This is a genomic window from Mycoplasmopsis agassizii, assembly GCF_002276225.1.
GTDB lineage: Bacteria > Bacillota_I > Bacilli_A > Mycoplasmatales > Metamycoplasmataceae > Mycoplasmopsis_B > Mycoplasmopsis_B agassizii_A.
Window position 1 is genome coordinate 13699 of the sequence record NZ_NQNY01000014.1, and the last position, 21376, is coordinate 35074.

The following is a 21376-nucleotide window of genomic DNA, read 5'->3' on the forward strand; positions in this document are numbered from 1 at the left end:
ATTTAGTTATAGGTATTATTTTTATATGTATAAAAAAATCGAACTAAGCGACACCTTAATTGCCGAAGCAATTAATGGTGAACTAAATAGACAAGCAAGTCATATTGAACTAATTGCAAGTGAAAACTTTGTTTCTGAAGATGTTTTAAAAGCAACAGGGAGTGTTTTAACTAATAAATATGGAGAAGGTTATCCAGGTAGAAGATATTATGGTGGTGCTGAATTTATCGACAAAGTCGAGAATTTAGCAATTGAAAGAGCTAAACAATTATTTAATGTTAAACATGTGAATGTACAACCTTATTCAGGTTCTGTTGCTAATGCTAGCGCTTTAGCAACATTAGCAAAACCAGGAGCTAAGATCTTAGGAATGTCTTTATCTAGTGGTGGACATTTAACTCATGGTTATCATATTTCTTTTTCAGGTGTTTTTTATGAAGCACATAGTTATGATGTTGATGAAAATGGTTTTCTAGATTATGATGTAGTTGAAAAAAGAGCATTAGAAGTAAAACCTGAAGTAATTATTACAGGTTATTCAGCATATCCTAGAGTCATAGATTTTAAAAGATTTAGACAAATAGCAGATAAAGTAGGAGCAAAGTTATTTGCAGATATTTCTCATATAGCAGGACTTGTAGTTGCAAATGAGCATGATTCACCAATTGAACATGCTCATTTGACAATGACTACCACTCATAAAACATTGCGTGGTGCACGTGGTGCAATTTTAATGACAAATGATGATGAAATTGCTAAGTTAATGAATCGTTGAGTGTTTCCGGGTTATCAAGGTGGTCCTTTATTTCATGCTATTGCAGGTAAAGCAGTTGCGTTTCATGAAGCGTTGCAACCTGGTTTTAAAACTTATGCGCAAAATGTCAAGAAAAATGCTAGAGCCATGGCAAATGAATTTATGAGCTTAAAAGTACCTGTGATTACAGGTGGCACTGATAATCATTTATTTACAATTAATGTTTTAAAAGGTTATGGTATTAGTGGTAAGCAAGCAGAATTAACGCTTGATAAGATCAATATTACAACTAATAAAAATACTATTCCCCATGACACTTTAAAACCAATGATTGCTAGTGGTGTAAGAATTGGTAGTGCAGCTATGACAAGCCGTGGTTTTGATGAAAACACTTTTATAGAAGTAGCTAGAATCATAGATCAAGCACTAAAAAACTATGAAGATGAAGAAGTTTTAGAAAACTTAAAAGGAAAAGTTTTAGATATTACTAGCAAATACCCACTAAAGAAAAGTTACTTTTAAGTAACTTAAAAAATTAATTTAAATAATTAAAAACACTTAAACAAAAGCAAAAACTTGCCGATGTTTAAGTGTTTTTGTACTCTTTATAATTAAAATTATTCAGCAGATTCAACTTCAACTTCTACTTCTTGAGCTTTTGAAGGAATATTTCTATTTGCGTTTTCTGCTAATTCCTTGTTACTTACAAATAACATAAAGATTCCACCTAAAATGCTATTAAAAAACATTGCAAGAATTGCTGCAACTGTCAGATCATTTTTGTCTGTTGCAGTTCTAAGTTTTTTCATAGCTAGATGTGCTGTAAAAATAGGTATTATTGTTCAAAATGTAAAGATTGTTCCAATAACTATAAAAACTTTTGCTAACCCTTTCATATATCTCCTTTCTAAATTCTAATTCTTGTTAAATTATACGACAGAAGGAAGATACTTGGCAATTTTTTTCTACTATCTAGCTAAAAAATCTAAAAATCTATAAAAAAGCCTTAATTTCGCTTACTTTATCAAGTTTTTCTCAAGGTGCTTTCTTTTCAGAGCGACCAACATGACCAAAAACTGCTAGTTTTTTATACGAAATATTTTTCATATCGAATTGATCAATGATTGCCTGAACACTTAGATCAAAAACTTTTTCAATAATTTCAACAATTTTTTCTTTAGCTATTTTTTCACTATCAAAAGTTTCAATATAGTAAGAAATCGGTGTTTTTCTTCCGATTACATAAGCAATTTGTAATTCTAGTTTATCAGCTATACCTGCTGCTACTAAATTTTTAGCAACTCACCTTGCAGCATAAGCACCACTACGATCTACTTTTGAATAATCTTTACCACTAAAAGCGCCACCACCATGGCGAGCAGCCCCTCCATATGTATCAACAATAATTTTTCTTCCTGTTAAACCTGTATCAGCAATAGGACCACCCAATGAAAAAGGTCCTTTATGATTAATGAAGATTTCAAAATCTTCATTAAGATTAAATTCTTTAACAACTGGATCGATAATTAATCTTTTAACATTTTTTTTGAATTTTTCAACATCCAAGTTCTCTTGATGTTGCAAAGCTAAAACCAGTTTAGCAATTCTAGTTGGTTTACCTGTTTCATAAGCTAAAGTAACTTGGCTTTTCATATCGGCTTTTAGTTCTTTGATCTGATGATGTTTTCTAACTTTTTCAGCAACTTTTAAAAATCTATGAGCTAAAGTTATAGCTAAAGGCATGTAGTTAGAAGTTTCATTAGTAGCATAACCATACATAATTCCTTGATCACCTGCAGCGATTTCACTATCATGATCGACTAAAGCAGAAATTTCGCTAGATTGCGAATTAACTGAAGAAACGATTGAAAAATCGTTTTCTGAATAACCTAGATCAAATAAAACAGATCAGGCAATTTTAACCACATCGACATAAGCATGAGTGTTAATTTCGCCACCAATTACAATTAAACGGTTAGTTGCAAATACCTCAACTGCAACCCGAGAATCTTTATCCTTTTTTAAAAGTTCATCTAAAATAGCATCAGCAATTTGGTCACAAATCTTGTCAGGATGACCTTTACCGACACTTTCGGCACTAATATAATTAATCATTTTCCACCTCTTTAATAAAATATCTTAAACAATCATAACTAATTTTTAAGGCTTTTGTTAGCAATTATTTAGGGCCTTATAAAAACGCTGTGCGTTTTTGAATTTGTTATTCTATTTTTTTATATAATAAAATTTATGAATTTTAAATTTTGAGTAAGGAAACTTTTAAGAATAACTAAGCTTAATCGAGTTATTTTCTATATTCAAAAAATTAGAAGGGGAATCATCCCTTCAAGGTATATTTTTTTCATTTATTTATTAATAACTATTGGTTTTGCAGGTATCTTATCAATTCCAGCGATGCATCAAGATGGTAAAGATATTAGCTTTTTAGCAGCTTTATTTACCTCTGCTTCATCTTTTTCTGATACAGGTTTAGTAACGGTCAGCACTTTTGATTCATGAACGATGGGCGGCCAGGCCGTGATTGCAATCTTAATATTATTTGGAGGTTTTGGGGTCTTTACCTTGAAAATCTTCATTTTCAACTACGTTTTAAGGCTTAATTCAGGTGTAGATGAGCGTGAATTAGTTAATACAGAGCGGGGAACGGCTAATATTGGGGCTCTATCAGAAGTTATTATTACATCAATAACTTTTTTGTTAATCATCATTTTTATCGGGGGAATTGGCTTTTCACTATTTTTTTACTACGGCACACCTTCTTCAACTTATGCAGAATCATTAGGTAGTGGTTATGTAGGAATTGTCGCTTCTGGTGATTTATCAATGGCGTTTCGACAAGGGTTTTTCCATATGATCAGTACCATTAATAATGCAGGTTTTGACATTCTTTCATCACATTCTTTAGCTGGTTATTACCAAAACCATGTCTTTTTATTTTTTACAATTGTAATCTTTGTAATTGGCGGAATTGGCTATCCAGTTATTTATGATTTATCAAGGCACTTTAGAATCTGAATCAAAAAGTTACGTAATACGTATTTTTTAAAAAACAAAGAAACCTACTTTCCAAAGATTCGTTTTTCATTATTTACTAAGTTGACATTAGTAACTTATTTTTCAGTTGGAATCACAATGGTTATTTTAACCATTGCCTTTGAAGCAACAAGCAAAAACCCGAATACGATCTGAAATGATCCAATTTATGGAACGTATGAAGATAGGGTCTTTAACATTATTTTTAATGTGGCAGCCACTCGTTCTGCAGGATTTCAAACAGCAAGTTTTAGTAGTTTTACTGAAGCTAGCACAATTTTAGGAAGCATTGGAATGTTCATCGGTGCTTCACCTTCTTCAACAGGTGGCGGGATAAGAACCACTACTTTTGCAATTGTGCTTTTATCATTATGATCTAAATTAACAGGTAGACCTAGTGTAAGGATTTTTAAACGTAGAATTAGTGATGAAACAGTGCGCATGAGTTTTGTCGTGCTTGCTTTATCAGTTATTTTAGTCTTTTTAATTTCCTTTATTGTTGCTTCTTCTTTATCAGTTTTTGGAGGTCAAATTCCTTCACAAGTTTCTGAAGCAGTTAATGGTAATAACACAACTATTTTTACATTTAACCATGTAATTTTTGAAGTTGCTTCAGCCTTTGGAACGACAGGTTTAACCCCAGGAATTACGCCACTTTTAAATGTTCCTAGTCAGCTAGCAATCATCTTTACAATGTTTATTGGGCAACTTGGAATTTCTTCAACCGTTCTTGCTTGAAGAAGCTCAAAACGCAAAGAAAACGCTTATGAGTATTTGGAAGAAGGTATTTCAATCGGATAGTGTCTATATCAGCACGAAGACTTTAAAAATAGCAAAAAAATTGTTATAATTGTTGCACCTATGAAATCATATTTATTAGCACCCGGGCCTACAAACGTGCCCGAAAGATTTTTAAAGTGTCTCTCAGAAGACCTTGAACATCATAGAACTAGCAAATTTGACCATCTAGTTCAAGAAAACGAGAAAAAAATTAACGCCATTGTCAATAATACTAATGGTAGAAGTTTTATTTTAACAGCATCAGGTTCAGCTGCTTTAGAAGCAATTGCACAAAATTTTACAAAGCAAAAAGACACTGTTTTAGCAATCAATATTGGTTATTTTTCAGAACTTTTTGCTTCAATTTTAAAATCAGCAGATTTAAATGTAATTGAATTAAGAAGTGAGTGAGGGAAAACAGTTGATGCAGAAATAATTGAAAGAACTATTCAAAATAATCCTGAAATAACCCATATTTTTGCAGTTCAAAGTGAAACTTCAACAGGAGTTTTAAATGACTTAGAAAGCATCGGAAAGATTGCCAAAAAATACAAGTTATTTTTTGGTGTTGATGCTATTTCGGGGTTACTCTTTAACCCTTTACATATGAGCCAATGGGGTATTGATGCAGTAGCAGGAGCATCACAAAAAGGTTTTAATTTACCACCAGGAGTTTCATTTGTAAGTTTTAGTCAAAATGCTTATGAAAACTACTATAAAGCAAAAGCTACTAACAATTGATACCTTAATTTAGGTAGATATTTTAAATATCATGATCCATTTAAAAGTTTAGTAAGAGCAGTAGCAATTACTCCCCAAACACCTGCTATTAGCATGATCAGATGTTTAGGAAAATCACTAGATGAGATCTTAAAACAAGGTTTAGTTGCAAAGCAAAAAAACCAAGTTAGAAAGTATCAATATCTAGAAAAAAAACTATTAGAAATCGGTTTTGAAAATGTTGTTAGAACCGAAAAACATAAATCACGCAGTTTAATTGTTGTCAAAAATGACACAATTAACTTACAAGATTTTTTAGATACTTTATTTAAAGACTCGCATATTTATATTGCTAATGCATTAACCTTTTGAGAAAAAACTGCCATCAGAATTGGTTTATTAAGTGAACTTGAAGAACATGATTTAGATCATATTATTCAAAGAATGGCTTTAGCAGTTAGAAAAGTGAAAATGAAAGCCAAAGAAAAAGAAAGAGATTAATATGAAAAATCTAAGTGAACAAGAAATTGTTAGAAGAGAAAAAGCCGAAAAAATTCGGGCTTTAGGTATTAATCCTTGAAATAATTTCGATAACAAAAAACTAACTCACAATAGTAAACAACTGCATGAATTGTTTAATTTAAGAAGTAAAGAAGCCTTGCAACTTGAAAACCATATTGTCACAATTGCAGGAAGAATTATGACAATTAGAGAGCCGTTTTTTGTAATTCAAGACCCTTACGGAAGAATGCAAGCTTACTTTAATCGTAAAACATTAACTGATTATGAAAGGTTGTTTGACCTACTAGATATCGGTGATATTGTTTATATCACTGGTAGTGTTATGAAAACAAATAAGGGTGAATTAACTGTCAGAGTATCACATTTAGAATTATTAACTAAAAGCTTAATTGCTTTGCCTGAAAAATTTCATGGCTTAAAAGATACAGAAGAGCGTTATCGTAAACGTTATGTAGATTTAATTGTTAATGAATCAGTTAGAGAAACCTTTAGAACTCGTAGCAAAATCATTTCTTTAATTAGAAATTATTTTGATAATCTAGATTTTCTTGAAGCAGAAACACCAATTTTACACTCTGTTTTAGGTGGTGCAAATGCTAAACCATTTTTAACTCATCATAATGCTTTAAACCAAAGATTTAACTTAAGAATTGCAACTGAATTACCACTAAAACAATTAATTGTTGGTGGTTTTGCAGGTGTTTATGAAATTGGTAGAATTTTTAGAAATGAGGGAATTGACACAACTCATAACCCTGAATTTACTTCAATTGAATTTTATCAAGCATACGGAAACATGGAAAGTATTTTAGATATTACTGAAGGTGTTTTCAAGTATTTAGCGATTAAATTAAACAAGCAACAACTTGAATATAAGGGCGTTAAAATTGACTTTACAAAGCCATTTAAACGCTTAAATATGGTAGATGCAGTTTCAAAAGCAACAGGTTATGATTTTAGAAATCTTAAGTTAGATTTAGCACTAGAAGTTGCTAAAAAACATAAGATCAAAATTGAAAAATATTTCACAGTTGGACACATTATTAATGAGTTATTTGAAGTACTTATTGAGGAAACATTATTGGAGCCAACTTTTGTTTATGGTCATCCAATTGAGATTTCTCCACTAGCAAACAAAAATCCAAGCGATCCTCGTTTTACTGACCGTGCAGAATTATTTATTGCTAAAAAAGAATATGCAAACTTATTTACCGAGTTAAGTGATCCACTAGATCAAAGAAAAAGATTTGAAGATCAACTTGCAGAAAAAGCAGCAGGCAATGATGAAGCAACTGAAATCGATGAGACATTCTTAAATGCTCTAGAATACGGAATGCCGCCAGCTGGTGGAAGTGGTATTGGAATTGATAGATTAGTAATGCTATTTACAAACCAAGAATCAATTCGTGAGGTACTTTTATTCCCTACTTTAAAAGATGAAAAATAGTTCCCTAAAAAGAACTATTTTTATTTGCAATAAAATCAACGATATGTACTATGTTTTGAATTATTTTTTATCCAAAACCATATACAGGTTACTAGTTTTTAAAATTTCTGAAACCATATACAGGTATAAGATTTTAGTTAAATAACTAAATTAGAGCATAAAAAAATCAGCAGTAATTTTACTTGCTGATCCGTTTTTATTTTGAAGATAAGTTAACTTTTTCGCTAACTATTTCCCATTTGCTGTCGCTACCTTCAAGAATGAATTCTCTTGTTTCTTCATTTTGAATTAGGTCTGCAACTCTCATTAAAGATGTTCTAATTGATGTTTTTAAGTCGGTGCTGTTATCTAATAATTTGGCACGATTAATATCTCTTGCAAAGATTGTAATTGTAACAACATTTTCAAATTCATAATCTGCAGACACTCTTCCGATCATTACTTCTGCATGTGAACCGACAACACGTTTAAATACTTCTTTAACTTTTTTAATTTTGTTTTCATTTAAGAATGTGCCTTGAACTATTAAAAAGAATTTTTCACTTGCTGAATGAGCACCTCTAAAAATAGAACTTGTTAAAGCTTTAAATAATGCTTTTTCAAAACGATCTTCTTTATCATTTGATGTTCCTTGTGAAACCAATCAAACATCAGGATTTTTGTCTTGTCTAGTAAGTGATAAAGCTTTTAGTCTTGCATATAATTGTGGGTTATTTGTAATATCGTTAAAAGTCCCAATTAGTGATTCTGAAATTGAATTTAATCCTTGAATAACATATTGGTCACGTTTTAAAATACTTGGATTTACAAATGATTCGATTAAATGAATTTCGTGTAAGTCAATTAAAATTGCTTTTTTAGCAGTAATTAGATTTCTTAAATCTCTTAATACAGATGAAAGTTTTACACTATTTACAATTGAATTAACCTGGATAAAGAATACTAAGATATTGTTATCATTCATGTATCTTAAAAACTCTCTTGCGTAGTTAATTGAATCAAGATCTCTTGTATTTAAAGGGATAATCAAAACATCAGTTTTACCTAGAAAATTTTTAATCACTTCTTGATTTTTTTGCAAAGTAATAAGTGGTTTTTCAATTAAGGTCACTTCTGAATTTTTTCTTTTAATTCATGAAACAAAAACTTCTGGACTAGATAAAATACCTTCTAAGTTCCTCTCTGCTTCACCAAAACGCATGTATGAAATATTTACTCTTCATTCACTTTTGATATTGTAAAGACCATTTGTCTTGTGGTCGCCAAAAGCTAAAACAGAAATATTTGGTAAGTAATTATTTTTGTTTTTCATCATTATCCTTTTTTAAACCCTGTAATTTTTACTGAGTATGTTTGCTGAATTGTTCCTTTTGTTAATAATACGGAAACTTCAACTTCGCCAGATGCACGGGCTGCATCACCTGTAGCAATTCCGCTAACTCTATGAACTACTCCATTAACATCGCTATAAACTGGTTCACCATTGACAATTGTTTCAGTTAAACCTGCAACGTTTTTAAAGTCAAATTGAGCCATTGTCAAGGTTGAAACAGCACTATCTGCTTTAGTTGAGCCTGATGTTGGTGTAAAGTTAGGTACAACTTTTTTACTAATAGCAGCACTTAAGGCAGCGTTAGAATTCATGAATCCAGTTAATGTGTATTCTCTTGAAGATGTTGCACCTGAAGATTCACCTGTAATTTTGACTGTTAATTCTTCATTAGAATTTGAAACTGTTACGATTTCACTTGCTGTTAGTGAGATATTTTTTGATGTACTTCCAAAAGGACTTTTTACTACTGCAGTTGTAGGAACGACTACTAGATTTGCAACATTAACCATATCTGCTGGCGTAGTTGAATTTGCAACTGTTTGACTATTATTTTGTAAATGAATGCTTCCAACTTCAACTTTTGATTCTAAGTAGGTTGCAATTAGATCTGAAGTTGATAATAAACCACTTGTTTTAGGAACTGTGATTGTAAATGGATCACTAAAGATTGTTGAACTTTGTCCATTATCTGCAGTTGTAGTTGTTAATTGTAAATACATTCTAACTTTTAAAGTACCTGCAATATCATCAATATCTGTAATTGCTTCACTAATATTAGTAATTGCTGGTGTACTTTCATTAACTGTTGAAAGACCATTTCTTACTAGGTTAAAAGTAATATTTGGTAGACTAGCTTCACGCACACCTGCAATTAATTCAACTGCATTTAAAAAGGCTAGTGGATAATTATTAGCATCAACATCTAGGGAAGCTCCTGCTTTTAAGGCTGCTAATTCTGAAGGTAAATAAGTTTTTTTATTTTTCAGTTCAAAGTTAACTTTGTTATCTGTAAATTTCTTATTCAGTAGTTGTTTCATGGTAAATAACCCTGTTTTTTGCATTTCAAAACGGTGGCTTGCTCTTGCATCACCTTCACCTTTAGTTGCTAAAACTGTTAAGGTTGCTAAACCTTGAACATCGTTAATTTTAGTAATAGTTTCAATTTTATATTCAATATTATCAGCAGAACCAATTACGGCACTAGGACTTGAAATTGTGAAGTTTGCTGTTTGTAATTGTGAAGGTAGCACAAATTGTGAACCTTCTGTTAATTCAGCGCTTCCTAATGAAGATATTTCATTTCTAATAGCGATTAAGTTATCTGTTAAGGTTGATTTAAAGCCGTCTGAAGTGAATGTATATTTACGTGCAGTTCCTACACCTGTTGATGATTTTACCTCAACTACACCACTAATTTTTCCTGTTGTTGCAGCATCAGGATCTGGTGTAATAGAAATAACTGATAAAGCTAAACTTGGATCAATCCCTGCAGCAGTTAAATCTGCTTGAGTAAATTGAAAGTTATTTGTTGTTAAAGCAGAAGGTAAGGTGTCTTCCTTAGTTGCTGTTGAACCTTGCCCTGCAGCAACTGCAACATATGAAGGTTGTAATTTTGTGTTATATGCTGTTGCGATTAAACGGTTAGTGTTTAATGCATCTGAAACAAAACCACTTTCTACAAAAGTGATGACTTTGCTATATTTTTGACCATTGATTAGTTTGATATTTAAATATAAACTAAAGCTACCTAATGTGTCATTTGCATCAGCAATTTCACCTGTAGTTCCATCACCTGTTGAAGTTGTAAATTCAAATTCAATACCATTTGTTGTTGCAGGTTGACTAATTGTGAAAACCTTTTTTAAACTTTCTAATTTTGTAGCCACAGTAGTATTGCTACCGTTAATTAAGGTCAGTAATTCTGATGGTTTTAAACTAGATTTATCACCATGGATACTTGAATCATATGTAACTGATAATAATGAATTAACAGTTGCTTCTTGTGCATTATTATATGAATCTACTAATTTAAAGTCACTTGTTGTTAAAAATCCTCGCATTGCAACTGTAAAACTTTTTTGTGAATTAGCTAAAATTTTGTCGATTAAAAGAACTGTAATAGTTGCTGAAGTTGGTGTAGTTGAATCTGATTGAACAGATGTTAATTCAACACCAAAATTTCTAATGTAAGCAAAATTTTCTTGACCCTGTGCAGTCTGTGGATTGTAAAATGCTAGTAAATCTGCTGGTAGTTGGCTAGCATATGTACTAAATAAACCAGCAATTTTATTAAATGAAAGTTCAGAAAATGCTTGTGAACTATTGAAGGTACGTTTGAAGTTTTCAACATCATTTGAACCATAAATTAAGTTATCATCAACATTAACGAATTGATTAGAAAATAATCCGTGTGTTGTTTGTGCAGCTAAATTAGTTTGGGCTCAGTTAATCAGTGCAATAAAGTTTGTTAATTGCTCTTGAGAAACTTCTAAAGATGTTTTAAACCCTATTAAAGGAACAAATAAGTCCACGCTATCAAATTGATTAGGATTTGCAGCAGTAGGAGAAACTACGATTTTTAAAGTAACTGTTCCTGATCCGTTATTATCACTTGCATAAGAATCAATTTCACTATTAAATTGAATTAATTCACCTGTTGGTAAAGTAAATTGGTTTGAAATATTTGCACTCGATAATCTAAAACTTGATTGCAATTGTGCTTTAGTATAATTTTTAATTTCTGAAGGAAGAATTGATTTTTGAGGTGAAGAAGAAATTCATGAAAGTGTTGGTATATAACTTGAACCATTATGGAAATAGTTGTTAACTCCTGCTTGAATTACATTATAAACTCCAGTTGCAACATAGTCATAACTTCCTGTTTCATTACCTGAAGTTACAGTAACTCTAACAGTTACTGTATTAGTAGTTGTTGCAGCAATAGATAGTGCATATGTTTCACCAAATTGTGATTTTGGCAAATTAAAATCAGCAATTGTAATTTCTTTAGCATTTTTAGTAGTAGGTGCTTTACCATCTGCTGTTGCTCAAGTTAAATTAGGTTTTTCACTAATAATTTTTTGTACTGCGTTTGCATCATCAACTTTAAAACCAGTTATTAGTTGTTTAAATTGACGACTAATCACTGGTTCAGTTGTATCGAATTTTCTTGAAATAGTATAAGTTAATTCTACTGCGTTAACTCCTGAAGCTGCAAAACTGTCTTTTTTGATTTCTCACCCTTGTGAACTAAAATCTGCTGCAGGCATTTTGGTAGTAATGTTAAAATTTCCAAGTGTTAATAATGATGAATTATTTACAACTGCTGATTGTAAAGGTAAACTTGTTGAACCGATAAACTCAGGTGTATTTACTCACTCTTTGTTAAAAACAGCAATTTCTGCTTCTCTACTTTTAAGTGCTTCAGCACTAATTGCACCTGCACTTTTAGGTTGAGAATTAATTGCGATACCAGCAACAATTCCTGCTACTACTGGAATTGCTACTAAAGTAGATGCTGACGTGATAATTAGAACTTTTCTCTTCATGTTCCTCCATTATGTAAAAATACTCATAAAATGAGTATCAAAATTTTCTTTAATTATACTATTTTTAAATGGTTTTAATCCAAAAGCATTTTTATATTTTATTTGCTAAAATGAATTTTTAACGCTTCTTGAGCAGCTAAAACTTCAGCTTCTTTTTTGTTGTGACCAACACCTTTTCCAAAGACTTTTTCATCATAGATTAAGGTTGTAACTCACTCTTTTGTTTCAGGTATATATTCTGAACGATATTCAGGTTTTTTATGACTAAAAGATTGCACAATTTCTTGGAATTGTGTCTTTGGATCCTTTAAAGATTGAGTAAGATCAAAAGAGTCTACAAAAAGATATTTTTTTAGAAAATCTATCACTTTTGCTTCACCTTCATTATAAAAAATTGCAGCAACTAATGATTCAAAAATGTCTGCTAAAACCTTTTCATTTTTTTCTAAATCTCTGGCTCCGTGACCTTTAAAAATAAGTTCATCTAATTTCAATTCCTGAGAAATTTTAGCCAAATTTGTTGTTCCAACAATTTTTGATCTTAAAAGTGAGGCATCTCCTGGATTTTTAAATTGGATATTTTCGATAATGTATCTTGCACAAATGTATTGCAAAATTGAATCGCCAAGAAATTCAAGCATTTCGTAATTACCTTTAATTGGTGATTCATTTTCGAAAGTTTTGTGGATGAAAGCAAGTGAATAATTATTGATCGTAAACGCATCAACTCTTAATCCAAATGACTTTAACCTACTAATTAATGTTTTGTGTTTTTCTGTTTCTAATACTGTTAATGGCATATTCTACTCTCTAATTGCATTTTTAAATTGCATAATAATATTTTTTTCTAAGGCGTTTTTAATTTGTCCTAAAGCACCTAAAAACGCCGTTTTATCGCTATTTCCGTGTGCTTTCACAACTAGTCCATCTACACCGATAACATAGGCTCCACCTACGTTACGATGGTCTAAAACGTTTTTAGCATTTTTGAAGGCACCCTTTAAAATTAAAGCACCCATCTTCTTCATAAATGAAGCAGTAATTTCTCTTTTGATTAATTGACCAAAACTTTTGACTGCACCTTCATAAGATTTTAAAACCATGTTACCTGCATAACCATCAGCGATTATAATGTCAGTAACACCATTCATTAATTCACGTGGTTCTAAAAATCCTTTATAAAAAGGTGCTAAGGTTTTATCGGCTTCAATTAATTGAGAAGCTTCTCGGTGTCAAGCAAAACCTTTATAGTCTTCAGTACCTATATTTAAAATATTTAATCTTGGAATTTTTACTCCAAGCACGTTTTTGCTAAAAATAAAAGCTAGTTTTGCTCACTGATAAATGTAAGAAGGTTTAACTTCTAGGTTTGCTCCTACATCAAGCATCAAAAACTTTTGACCTTGATTAATTGTGGGAAAAACCGGCATAAAAGCAGGGCGATCAACACCAGTTAAACGTTCTAAAACAAAGGTTGAATGAGCAAGCAAAATTGCTGTATCACCCGCAGATAAAATTGCATCAACTTTTTTATCTTTAAGCAATTCAAAAGCAGTTTTCATACTGCTTGATTGCTTCTGCGCTTGGCGCAAAGAAACATTTTCCAAGGTTGCTTTTTCGGGGTTATTTATGAAATTTAGATTATCAAAATTTTTAAATAACGGTTTTATTTTTTCTACGTCAGCAACGATTGTAAAAATAAAATTGGGATTTGCTTCTTTAAATGTTTCTAAGGCTTCAACCAAGGGTTGATAGCCTAAATCATTACCAATGGCATCGATTGCTAGGCGATATTTTTGCATTATTTGACTCCGATACTAAATTGATAAATGCTTTGATTACCGCTTTTAATTTCCACTACTATATCATAGTTGTTATTTAGATAATTTTCAATTTCCTGTGCATCAGAAAGTGAAACAGAATCACCATAAAAAATATAAGCAATTTCAGTTTTATCTGTAATAACTTCATTTAAGGAATAAATAGCTGCTTTTATTTTATCACTTTTTGTATTAATAACTTGACCATTAACAATACATAAATAATCGCCTTCATCAACTTTAACACCTTTAAATTTAGTAGTTTTAGTTGCTTGAGCAACTTCAACTACGTTTAAATCATCAAGCCCTTCTTCAATTAATTCAAGATTATCTTCTAAATTATTTTCATTTGAAAAATGTTGAATTGCAATGAAACCCTCAACTTGATTACGAGTTGGAATAACTTGTACAACTTTATCATCAATAATTTGTGCAGCTTGTTCGGCTGCTAAAATTACGTTACCGTTATTTGGCAAAATGAAAACATTTTCTGCTTTAGTTTTTCTAATTGCATCGATAATTTCTTTAGCACTAGGGTTTTGTGTTTGCTCTGAAACAATCACTTGTGAAGCACCTAGTTCTTTCATTTCGTTAACAAAACCTGAACCTAAATTACAACTGATAATTGCACTTTTGGTTGCTTCTTGTGCAAGTAAAAGTTCCTGAGTTGATTCAACGTTTTTACGCGAATTTTGTGCCTGCAAAGTCATATTATCAACTTTAACTTTTTCAAATTCACCTAAACCTTGAACTAAATCAAGTAATTTTCCAGGTCTTAAAGTATGACCATGAACTTTTAAAATATTATCATCTTGAATCACAACTAATGAATCAGCATACTTATTAAATTTTTCAATTCATTTTTCTTTTTTGAAGTTTTCCACTTTATCTAATTTCAAAATAAACTCGGTGCAATAACCAAATTCACCTTCAAAAACATCTTCATGAATGCTTAAAACACCACCATGTTTTTCATCGTTTTGCTTAATTTGAACATCTTGGTCATTAACAGCAGCTTTCATACCTTTAAAAATTTCTAAAAGCCCACGACCACCACTATCAACAACACCTACATCACGTAAAACTTTTAAGTGATTAGGGGTATTGTTCAAAGAAATTTCTGCGACCTTAACAAGATCATCAAGTAGTTCACCATAATTTTTATAACTATTTTTATTACTTAATAGTCTTTCGCTAGTTTCTCTGATGACTGTTAAAATAGTTCCTTCAACAGGTTTTAAAACTGATTCATAAGCCTTTTTTTGTGCTTCATTAATAGCGTTAATAAAATCAACTAAGCTTGCTTCTTTTTTATTTTCAAAGGCTAAAGAAAAGCCTTTGAAAATTTGCGAAAGAATCACTCCTGAATTACCACGAGCACTTAATAACATCTGACGAGAAATTTTTGAAGATAATTCATCCATAGTTGTGTATTGATTATTTTTAATCACATCAGCTGCTTCAAAAGTTGTTGCAGACATATTGCTTCCAGTGTCACCATCTGGCACTGGAAAAACATTTAAGTGGTTGATTTCATCTTTATAGTTTTGTAAATTATTTGATCCAGAGATAAATAATCTACTAAATTCAAAAGCATTTAAAACGTTTTTATTTTTCATCCTTAATTCCTTCCACAATAAATGTTGCATTTCTTAAATTCAAATTAAACTTAGGAGCAATTTGATTAATTAAATTTTCAAAGTTTCTAATAATGATATTGACTTTTATTTGGTAAAAAAAATTCAGTGCAATAGTGATATCTAAAAAGTTATTTTCTACCTTATAAGCAATTCCCGGAAAATTAGGATTAACTTCTTGGCTTTCAGGTTTTGTTAGATTAACAAAACTATGAAAGCCGATTAATGACTCAGCACTGTTAACTAGTGTTTGTAAAAAATTTTTCATGTATCATTACTCCTATGGGTGCTTTTTGGTTATCATATACTTAAATGGCAACTACAATAAAAAGCGGGATTTTGTTAAAAATTGTACCATATAATCAAAAAGATGGAATTATCAAGGTACTTTTTGAAAGGGAAATTATTTCCATGATTTCAAGAGGTATTTTACAAGTAAATAGTAAAAATAGGTTAAATTTAATTGAAGGTTCAGTCATTGAATTTGAGTATTTTGCTGCTAGGTTAGTAACTTCTTTATCAAAGTTAAAAACTGCCCATTTAATCACTAGATACGATCAACAAACTAGTTTTAACTTGATTTTTTGGCCAATTGTTTTAACCTTATTGAATCAATTGGAGCAAACTAATTCTGAACTCTATAATTTTATATTACTATTGCTTAATTTCACAAATGAAACTAAAGCAATTTATCTGTTTGTTTACCTATTTTTCTTACTAGCAAAACCTTTTGGCTTTGAAATGAATTTTCATTCCTGCGTAGTTTGTGATAGTTATAAAAAAATTATTTTTTTAGATATTTCAAAAGGGGGTTTTGTTTGTGCATTGCATAGTTTAGAAAAAACTGAACTAAGTCTTTTGAAAGGTTTTCATAGTTTAGAAAAAAGTTTTTCAGAATTTCTTGAAACTACTTCACAAGCAACAACTTTAAAAATGTTACGCATTTTTGTTGATCTTTTTCGCTTGCAAGGTATTTATGTGCCTGCTGAAATTAAATTGTTTTACTAAATTTATTTTATGAATAAAAAACGAACCATAAGGTTCGTAAATAAATTTATTTTTTATTCATCAAAGTGCAGGTTTTTAATTCCGCCACTTTCTAAAAAGCGAGAGTATTTAATTTTTGCAAGTTGTCAATCTCGAAAATAATTAGATTTAATTGAAGGTAAATACTCTCGAGTGATGAAATTAATTAAGGCTTTAGTAGCATCAATTACTCATTTTTCACCAATATCAAAACCACGTTCAGTTGATAAGGCATCTGCCATGTTGTAAAATACTTCTTTTGTTTTGAAAATTAAAATTTGTTCAGCGATGTTTTGGAATCATGATGCAAAAGTTGTTTTATTTAAAATTAAAAAATGAAAGGCTTTCACATCTTCAATATTCATTTTGTAAAACTCAACAAAGTCCATTAACTTTTCAGTTGAATATCTTTTTAGATCATTATATAGATCTAGATAAACGTTGCTTTGTTGTCTAATAAACTTTGCTTCAACACTTTGATCTAATAACAATTCAGTGTCTGATTTAGTTTCATTTGTTAAAATGTTGTGGTAAAACTGTCTATTTTCTTTACGACGTTTTTCCAATTCATAAAGTTCATTATCAAAAGCACCTGTGTTACCAATGCTATTTGTTTTGATTCCAACAATAACTGCAGTGTTATTTAGATCTAAAAGGTCAGCTGAACGACTAATTCTTTTTATTGCCATAACTTGTCTCCATTTCAATTCTATTTTTATGATATCAAATGTTTTTATATATTTTTATATAAAATTCAAGTATATGGATAATTTTTCAGAAAATATTTTAAATACACCTAAAGGAACAAAATGCTTAAAATCAATAACATCACTTTAAAAAATGCGATCTTCAATAAAGATCTGGTAATTAAATCAATTAGTTTGGAGCCAGGAAAGGCAAATTATTTGATTTCCGACACTCGAAAGCAAGCTCTACAACTATTTGATTTATTTTTAAAACCAAAACAATCACCCGGAATTTTGAAAGTTAATAATGTTATGATTGAAGATTTTGAAAGAGAAAGTCTGGATATGCAGTCTTATTCAAATTTTTTAAATTATACAAATAGCGATACTGTCACATCCTTTATGATGTGAAAATTACTTTCAAATTCAAAATTTAAAGAAGATCACGAGGCAATGATTGAACATTTGCAATGACAAATAAATAACTTAATTTTTCTTGCTAATGGTGCAAAAGAGGAAGAGTTAAAAGATTATCAAGAATGCATTGCTTATTTGAAAAAATCAATGAGTTCTTATTATGAAGAAGCGTATGCAAAATACAATTTTATTTTCGATGATATTGAACTAAATTATAAGATGTTATTTAATATCAAAAAAGGTTTTTTTACTGAAAAAGATATGTCAATTTCATTAAAAGAATTAAATGAAAGAATCAAAATTTTGAAGGTAAATTTATTATCAAATACCTTATTAAAAACTCAACAAGATGCAATCAAAAATATTAAATCAGAATACAAACAAAAACGCAAGGATTTAAAATTTTTTGAAAAATCTTTAAGCAATAAATATGGAAGAGAAATCATCAAAAAAGATAGTGATTATGCAAAAACAATTGACTTATTACATCAGCAAATTTTACCTATTGCAGAGTATGCAAAAGAACTATTGAAACAGCTAAATGATATTTGAAAATTGGATCACATAATTAATAAAAAAATGTCAGAATTAACAGAGACAGAAAGTTTATTAATTTATCTATTTTTCTGTATGTTAAATAAGTCACAAATTGTATTGATTGATTACTTCTTCAAAGATAACATTTATACGCAAAACACGGTGATTTCGAGACTTTTTGAAATAATTTCTAGAGACAATTTTTTGTTAGTTTACAGTGAAAAAATTGATGATGTAATTATTGAACCTTTTGATTTAAATATCTTTCAAAACGACCAGTTTGAAATGCAAAAACAAAAGACAAAAAGCAACTTAATTTTAAGTAGTGAATATATAAACAAATGGGCAGGTAAAACTAATGGCTAAAATTTCATTTATAGGAACAGGTGCATATGGAACAGCACTTGCAAATGTACTATTAAAAAACAATCATGAAGTTAATTTTTATGGAATTGATGATCAAGAAATTAATGATTTAAAACAAGGTTTAAATACTAAATATTTTAATCAAAAAAAGATGCATAAAATTCCAAATTTGGTGACCAAAAATTTAGAAGATGTTTTAAACAACGTTGACTTAATTATTTTAGCAACACCATCAAAAGCAACAAGATTTATTTTAAAAAAAATAGATGATTTTAAACTAAATAAACAATTCAATTTCATTAATTTATCTAAGGGTTTAGATGCAGAAAAAAACGACTTATTAAGCAGAACTTTGACAAGTGATTTTAGTCATATAATCAATAATTATGCTGCCTTAATTGGTCCTTCTTTTGCACAAGAAGTTTTTGATGAAAACTTAACTATGATTAACATAGTTTCAGAAAATCAAGAGTATAACGATATGATTGCTAAACTTTTTACTAATGAAAATTTTAAAGTTATTTCTAATACTGATTTAATAACTTTGCAAACATATTCTGTTTTAAAAAATATTTACGCACTTGCAACTGGCATGACAAAAGCAATGCATGATGCTTATAACACATTAGTTTCAGTTTTAACTTTAGGATTTAAAGAAGCAAATCATTACCTGAAACATGTGGAAAAAATTAGTCCTGAATCAATATCAGAACTAGCTGCTTTTGGAGATTTTGTTTTAACTGCAACCTCAAATAAATCACGAAATTTTAGCTTCGGCTATGAAATTGGAAAATTAGGAATTGAAGAGGCAACTAAACTTCATAAGTCAGTAACAACGGAAGGATTGGTTTCATTACTAGCAATAAGTAAAAAATTAAATAATAATCTTGAAGATTTTCCTTTATTAAACTCTTTATACCAGATTTGCTACGGCAATAAAAGTCACCTAGATTTATTAGATTTCTTAAGTAAGTAAATGATAAAATAAAGTACAATAGTTGAACTAGTATATTTTAAAAATACTTTCACATAATCAAATGTACAAACTTAATATTTAAGGAGTAATGATGTCAGGTATATCATTTTATGCCCTAGGTGGGCTCGACGAAAACGGTAAAAATTCCTATGTTTTAGAAACAAAGGAGCATATTTTTATTGTTAATATGGGTGCAAAAGTCCCTATTTCAACTCATTATGGAGTAGATACAATTACTCCAAATGTTGATTACTTAAAGAAAAATGCTAAAAAAATTGCAGGAATTTTTATTACAGATACTAAAAATGACTCATTTTCAGCACTTCCATGATTTTTAATGCAAATTCCAAATGTAACCATTTACACAAGCCCTTTTAATAATTCAACAATTTTAGAAAGACTAAGTAAATATAAACTTAACACAAAAGTCAATGTCAAAAGTTTAATCAAAGAAGAAAAATTTGGAAATGTTGTCTTAAAACCTTTTCAAGTTTATGGAGCAATTCCTGGAACATTAGGTTTTAACTTTGAAACTGAACAAGGTTCATTCGTTTTTATGCACAATTTTGTTGTTGGAAAAAGTGAATTATTTGGCGAAACAAACTTACCTTTAATAAGAAAATCAATTTCAAAAAATGTGCTTGCACTGGTTTTTGATAGTGGAAGAAGTAATTACAAGGGGTTTGCAAACGAAAAAATTCATACACCAGAACATATCAAAGAAATTATTAAAAAAACTGATCCAAATGAAAGAATTATCATTGGAGCATATGATGAGGAAATGACAACTTTAATGGAGTTAATTGAACTAGCATATGAGTTAAAAAGACCTATCGTAATTTATGGAAAAACCTTTGATAATCAACTTAAGCTTTTAAACAATAAATACTTTGTAAACAAAAAACCTTTCCTAGGTGAATTAAAATTATCAGACCATCGCAGACTTAATAAATTAAATAATGCAATTGTTTTTGTAACTGCAACAGTTGAAGTTTTATATCAACGTTTCATTAGAATTACAGATAATTTAGACGCTTATTTAAAAATTAACGAGAAAGATAATGTAATTATGCTTGCTCCACCAATCAATGGAATTGAAACTACAGCAGCTTTAACATTAGATAAAATCGCTCACATCACTAAAAAAATTACAGTTGTTGATGAATCACAAAGATATCAACATCGCCCTGCAACTGATGATTTAAGAGAAGTTGTAAAAGCCATAAAACCTAAATATTTTATTCCTGTTCAAGGGCTTTATAGACACCAAATTTCTGCCTTAAATAAGATCAAAGATTTAGGTTATAACCAAAATAATTCACTAGTTTTAGCAAACGGCAGAATCGCTTATTTTGAAAAAACAAACTTACTAAATAAAACTAAAAAAATAGTTCAAGTTGGTGATCAAATAGTTGATGGTTTTGGTCTAGGTGATGTTTCCAATGAAGTTATTTCTGAAAGAGAAAAACTAGCTCGTAATGGAGTTGTAACAATCAGCGTTTTAGTTGATAAAGAACGCCATTTAGTTGGGGATATCGATATTAACTATGTTGGTCTAGGTGCAAGTTCGAAAAAAGATGAACTTGATGAAGAAGTTAGAAAGATTTTTGTACAAAATTATTATGAAAATTTAGATTCTTCTTATGAAGAATTGCAAAAAGTTTTAAGAAATCGAGTACGTAAACGTATTTTCAAAAAAATTGAAAAAGAACCTACAGTAATTGTTAGTCTTTATAAAGTATAATTAAGCAGG

17 protein-coding genes are annotated in these 21376 nt (G+C 30.0%); 8 read left to right on the top strand and 9 right to left on the bottom strand.

What is annotated here, in order from left to right; genetic code table 4:
* The first annotated feature begins 25 nt into the window (after positions 1 to 25).
* Positions 26 to 1276: a serine hydroxymethyltransferase gene (glyA, locus tag CJJ23_RS03935; RefSeq protein WP_095335056.1), complete on the top strand. Its 1251-nt coding sequence runs from the start codon at positions 26 to 28 to the stop codon at positions 1274 to 1276.
* A gap of 95 nt (positions 1277 to 1371) precedes the next feature.
* On the opposite strand, the gene CJJ23_RS03940 is transcribed toward glyA, so the two are convergent.
* Together CJJ23_RS03940 and metK are read right to left on the bottom strand one after the other, a co-directional pair.
* Positions 1372 to 1650 carry a hypothetical protein gene (locus tag CJJ23_RS03940; RefSeq protein WP_095335057.1) on the bottom strand — a complete coding sequence of 93 codons (279 nt, stop codon included), beginning with the start codon at positions 1648 to 1650 and terminating at the stop codon, positions 1372 to 1374.
* A gap of 97 nt (positions 1651 to 1747) precedes the next feature.
* Positions 1748 to 2869, bottom strand: a complete 1122-nt coding sequence (metK, locus tag CJJ23_RS03945) for a methionine adenosyltransferase (RefSeq protein ID WP_095335058.1) — start codon at positions 2867 to 2869, stop codon at positions 1748 to 1750.
* Between the two features lie 135 nt (positions 2870 to 3004).
* Between metK and CJJ23_RS03950 the strand changes: the two genes are divergently transcribed.
* Genes CJJ23_RS03950 through lysS form a run of 3 tightly spaced genes read left to right on the top strand, consistent with a single transcriptional unit; the run spans position 3005 to position 7277 of the window.
* Positions 3005 to 4609, top strand: coding sequence for a TrkH family potassium uptake protein (locus CJJ23_RS03950; protein ID WP_095335059.1), 1605 nt, complete (start codon positions 3005 to 3007; stop codon positions 4607 to 4609).
* A 60-nt stretch (positions 4610 to 4669) separates the two neighbouring features.
* Positions 4670 to 5809, top strand: coding sequence for a pyridoxal-phosphate-dependent aminotransferase family protein (locus CJJ23_RS03955; RefSeq protein WP_095335060.1), 1140 nt, complete (start codon positions 4670 to 4672; stop codon positions 5807 to 5809).
* Between the two features lies 1 nt (position 5810).
* The gene (lysS, locus tag CJJ23_RS03960; RefSeq protein ID WP_095335061.1) at positions 5811 to 7277 is read left to right on the top strand and encodes a lysine--tRNA ligase; all 1467 of its coding nucleotides are present in this window, start codon (positions 5811 to 5813) and stop codon (positions 7275 to 7277) included.
* 196 nt (positions 7278 to 7473) lie between these two features.
* Here the strand turns inward: lysS and p42 are convergent, their stop codons facing one another.
* The 6 genes from p42 to CJJ23_RS03990 form a co-directional block, all read right to left on the bottom strand.
* The gene (gene p42 / locus CJJ23_RS03965; RefSeq protein ID WP_095335062.1) at positions 7474 to 8589 is read right to left on the bottom strand and encodes a gliding machinery protein P42; all 1116 of its coding nucleotides are present in this window, start codon (positions 8587 to 8589) and stop codon (positions 7474 to 7476) included.
* 2 nt (positions 8590 to 8591) lie between these two features.
* Positions 8592 to 12158: a lipoprotein 17-related variable surface protein gene (locus CJJ23_RS03970; protein WP_095335063.1), complete on the bottom strand. Its 3567-nt coding sequence runs from the start codon at positions 12156 to 12158 to the stop codon at positions 8592 to 8594.
* A gap of 98 nt (positions 12159 to 12256) precedes the next feature.
* A complete protein-coding gene (gene rnc, locus CJJ23_RS03975; RefSeq protein ID WP_095335078.1) occupies positions 12257 to 12958 on the bottom strand; it encodes a ribonuclease III in 702 nt (233 codons plus the stop codon).
* Between the two features lie 3 nt (positions 12959 to 12961).
* Positions 12962 to 13960, bottom strand: coding sequence for a phosphate acyltransferase PlsX (gene plsX / locus CJJ23_RS03980; RefSeq protein WP_095335064.1), 999 nt, complete (start codon positions 13958 to 13960; stop codon positions 12962 to 12964).
* Positions 13960 to 15597, bottom strand: coding sequence for a DAK2 domain-containing protein (locus CJJ23_RS03985; protein ID WP_180738034.1), 1638 nt, complete (start codon positions 15595 to 15597; stop codon positions 13960 to 13962). The genes plsX and CJJ23_RS03985 overlap by 1 nt, the downstream gene beginning before the upstream one ends.
* Positions 15587 to 15883 carry a hypothetical protein gene (locus CJJ23_RS03990; RefSeq protein WP_095335066.1) on the bottom strand — a complete coding sequence of 99 codons (297 nt, stop codon included), beginning with the start codon at positions 15881 to 15883 and terminating at the stop codon, positions 15587 to 15589. Before CJJ23_RS03990 ends, CJJ23_RS03985 begins: the two co-directional genes overlap by 11 nt.
* A 44-nt stretch (positions 15884 to 15927) precedes the next feature.
* On the opposite strand from CJJ23_RS03990, the gene recO reads away from it, so the two are divergent.
* Positions 15928 to 16623 carry a DNA repair protein RecO gene (recO, locus tag CJJ23_RS03995; RefSeq protein WP_143823640.1) on the top strand — a complete coding sequence of 232 codons (696 nt, stop codon included), beginning with the start codon at positions 15928 to 15930 and terminating at the stop codon, positions 16621 to 16623.
* Between the two features lie 53 nt (positions 16624 to 16676).
* On the opposite strand, the gene CJJ23_RS04000 is transcribed toward recO, so the two are convergent.
* Positions 16677 to 17330 carry a hypothetical protein gene (locus CJJ23_RS04000; protein ID WP_084232036.1) on the bottom strand — a complete coding sequence of 218 codons (654 nt, stop codon included), beginning with the start codon at positions 17328 to 17330 and terminating at the stop codon, positions 16677 to 16679.
* A 120-nt stretch (positions 17331 to 17450) separates the two neighbouring features.
* Between CJJ23_RS04000 and CJJ23_RS04005 the strand changes: the two genes are divergently transcribed.
* From CJJ23_RS04005 to CJJ23_RS04015, 3 genes are all read left to right on the top strand, one after another.
* Positions 17451 to 18647, top strand: coding sequence for a hypothetical protein (locus CJJ23_RS04005; RefSeq protein WP_095335068.1), 1197 nt, complete (start codon positions 17451 to 17453; stop codon positions 18645 to 18647).
* On the top strand, positions 18640 to 19623 hold the full coding sequence (locus CJJ23_RS04010) for an NAD(P)H-dependent glycerol-3-phosphate dehydrogenase (RefSeq protein ID WP_095335069.1): 984 nt from the start codon (positions 18640 to 18642) through the stop codon (positions 19621 to 19623). The genes CJJ23_RS04005 and CJJ23_RS04010 overlap by 8 nt, the downstream gene beginning before the upstream one ends.
* 91 nt (positions 19624 to 19714) lie before the next feature.
* On the top strand, positions 19715 to 21367 hold the full coding sequence (locus CJJ23_RS04015) for a ribonuclease J (RefSeq protein WP_095335070.1): 1653 nt from the start codon (positions 19715 to 19717) through the stop codon (positions 21365 to 21367).
* Positions 21368 to 21376 lie beyond the last annotated feature (9 nt).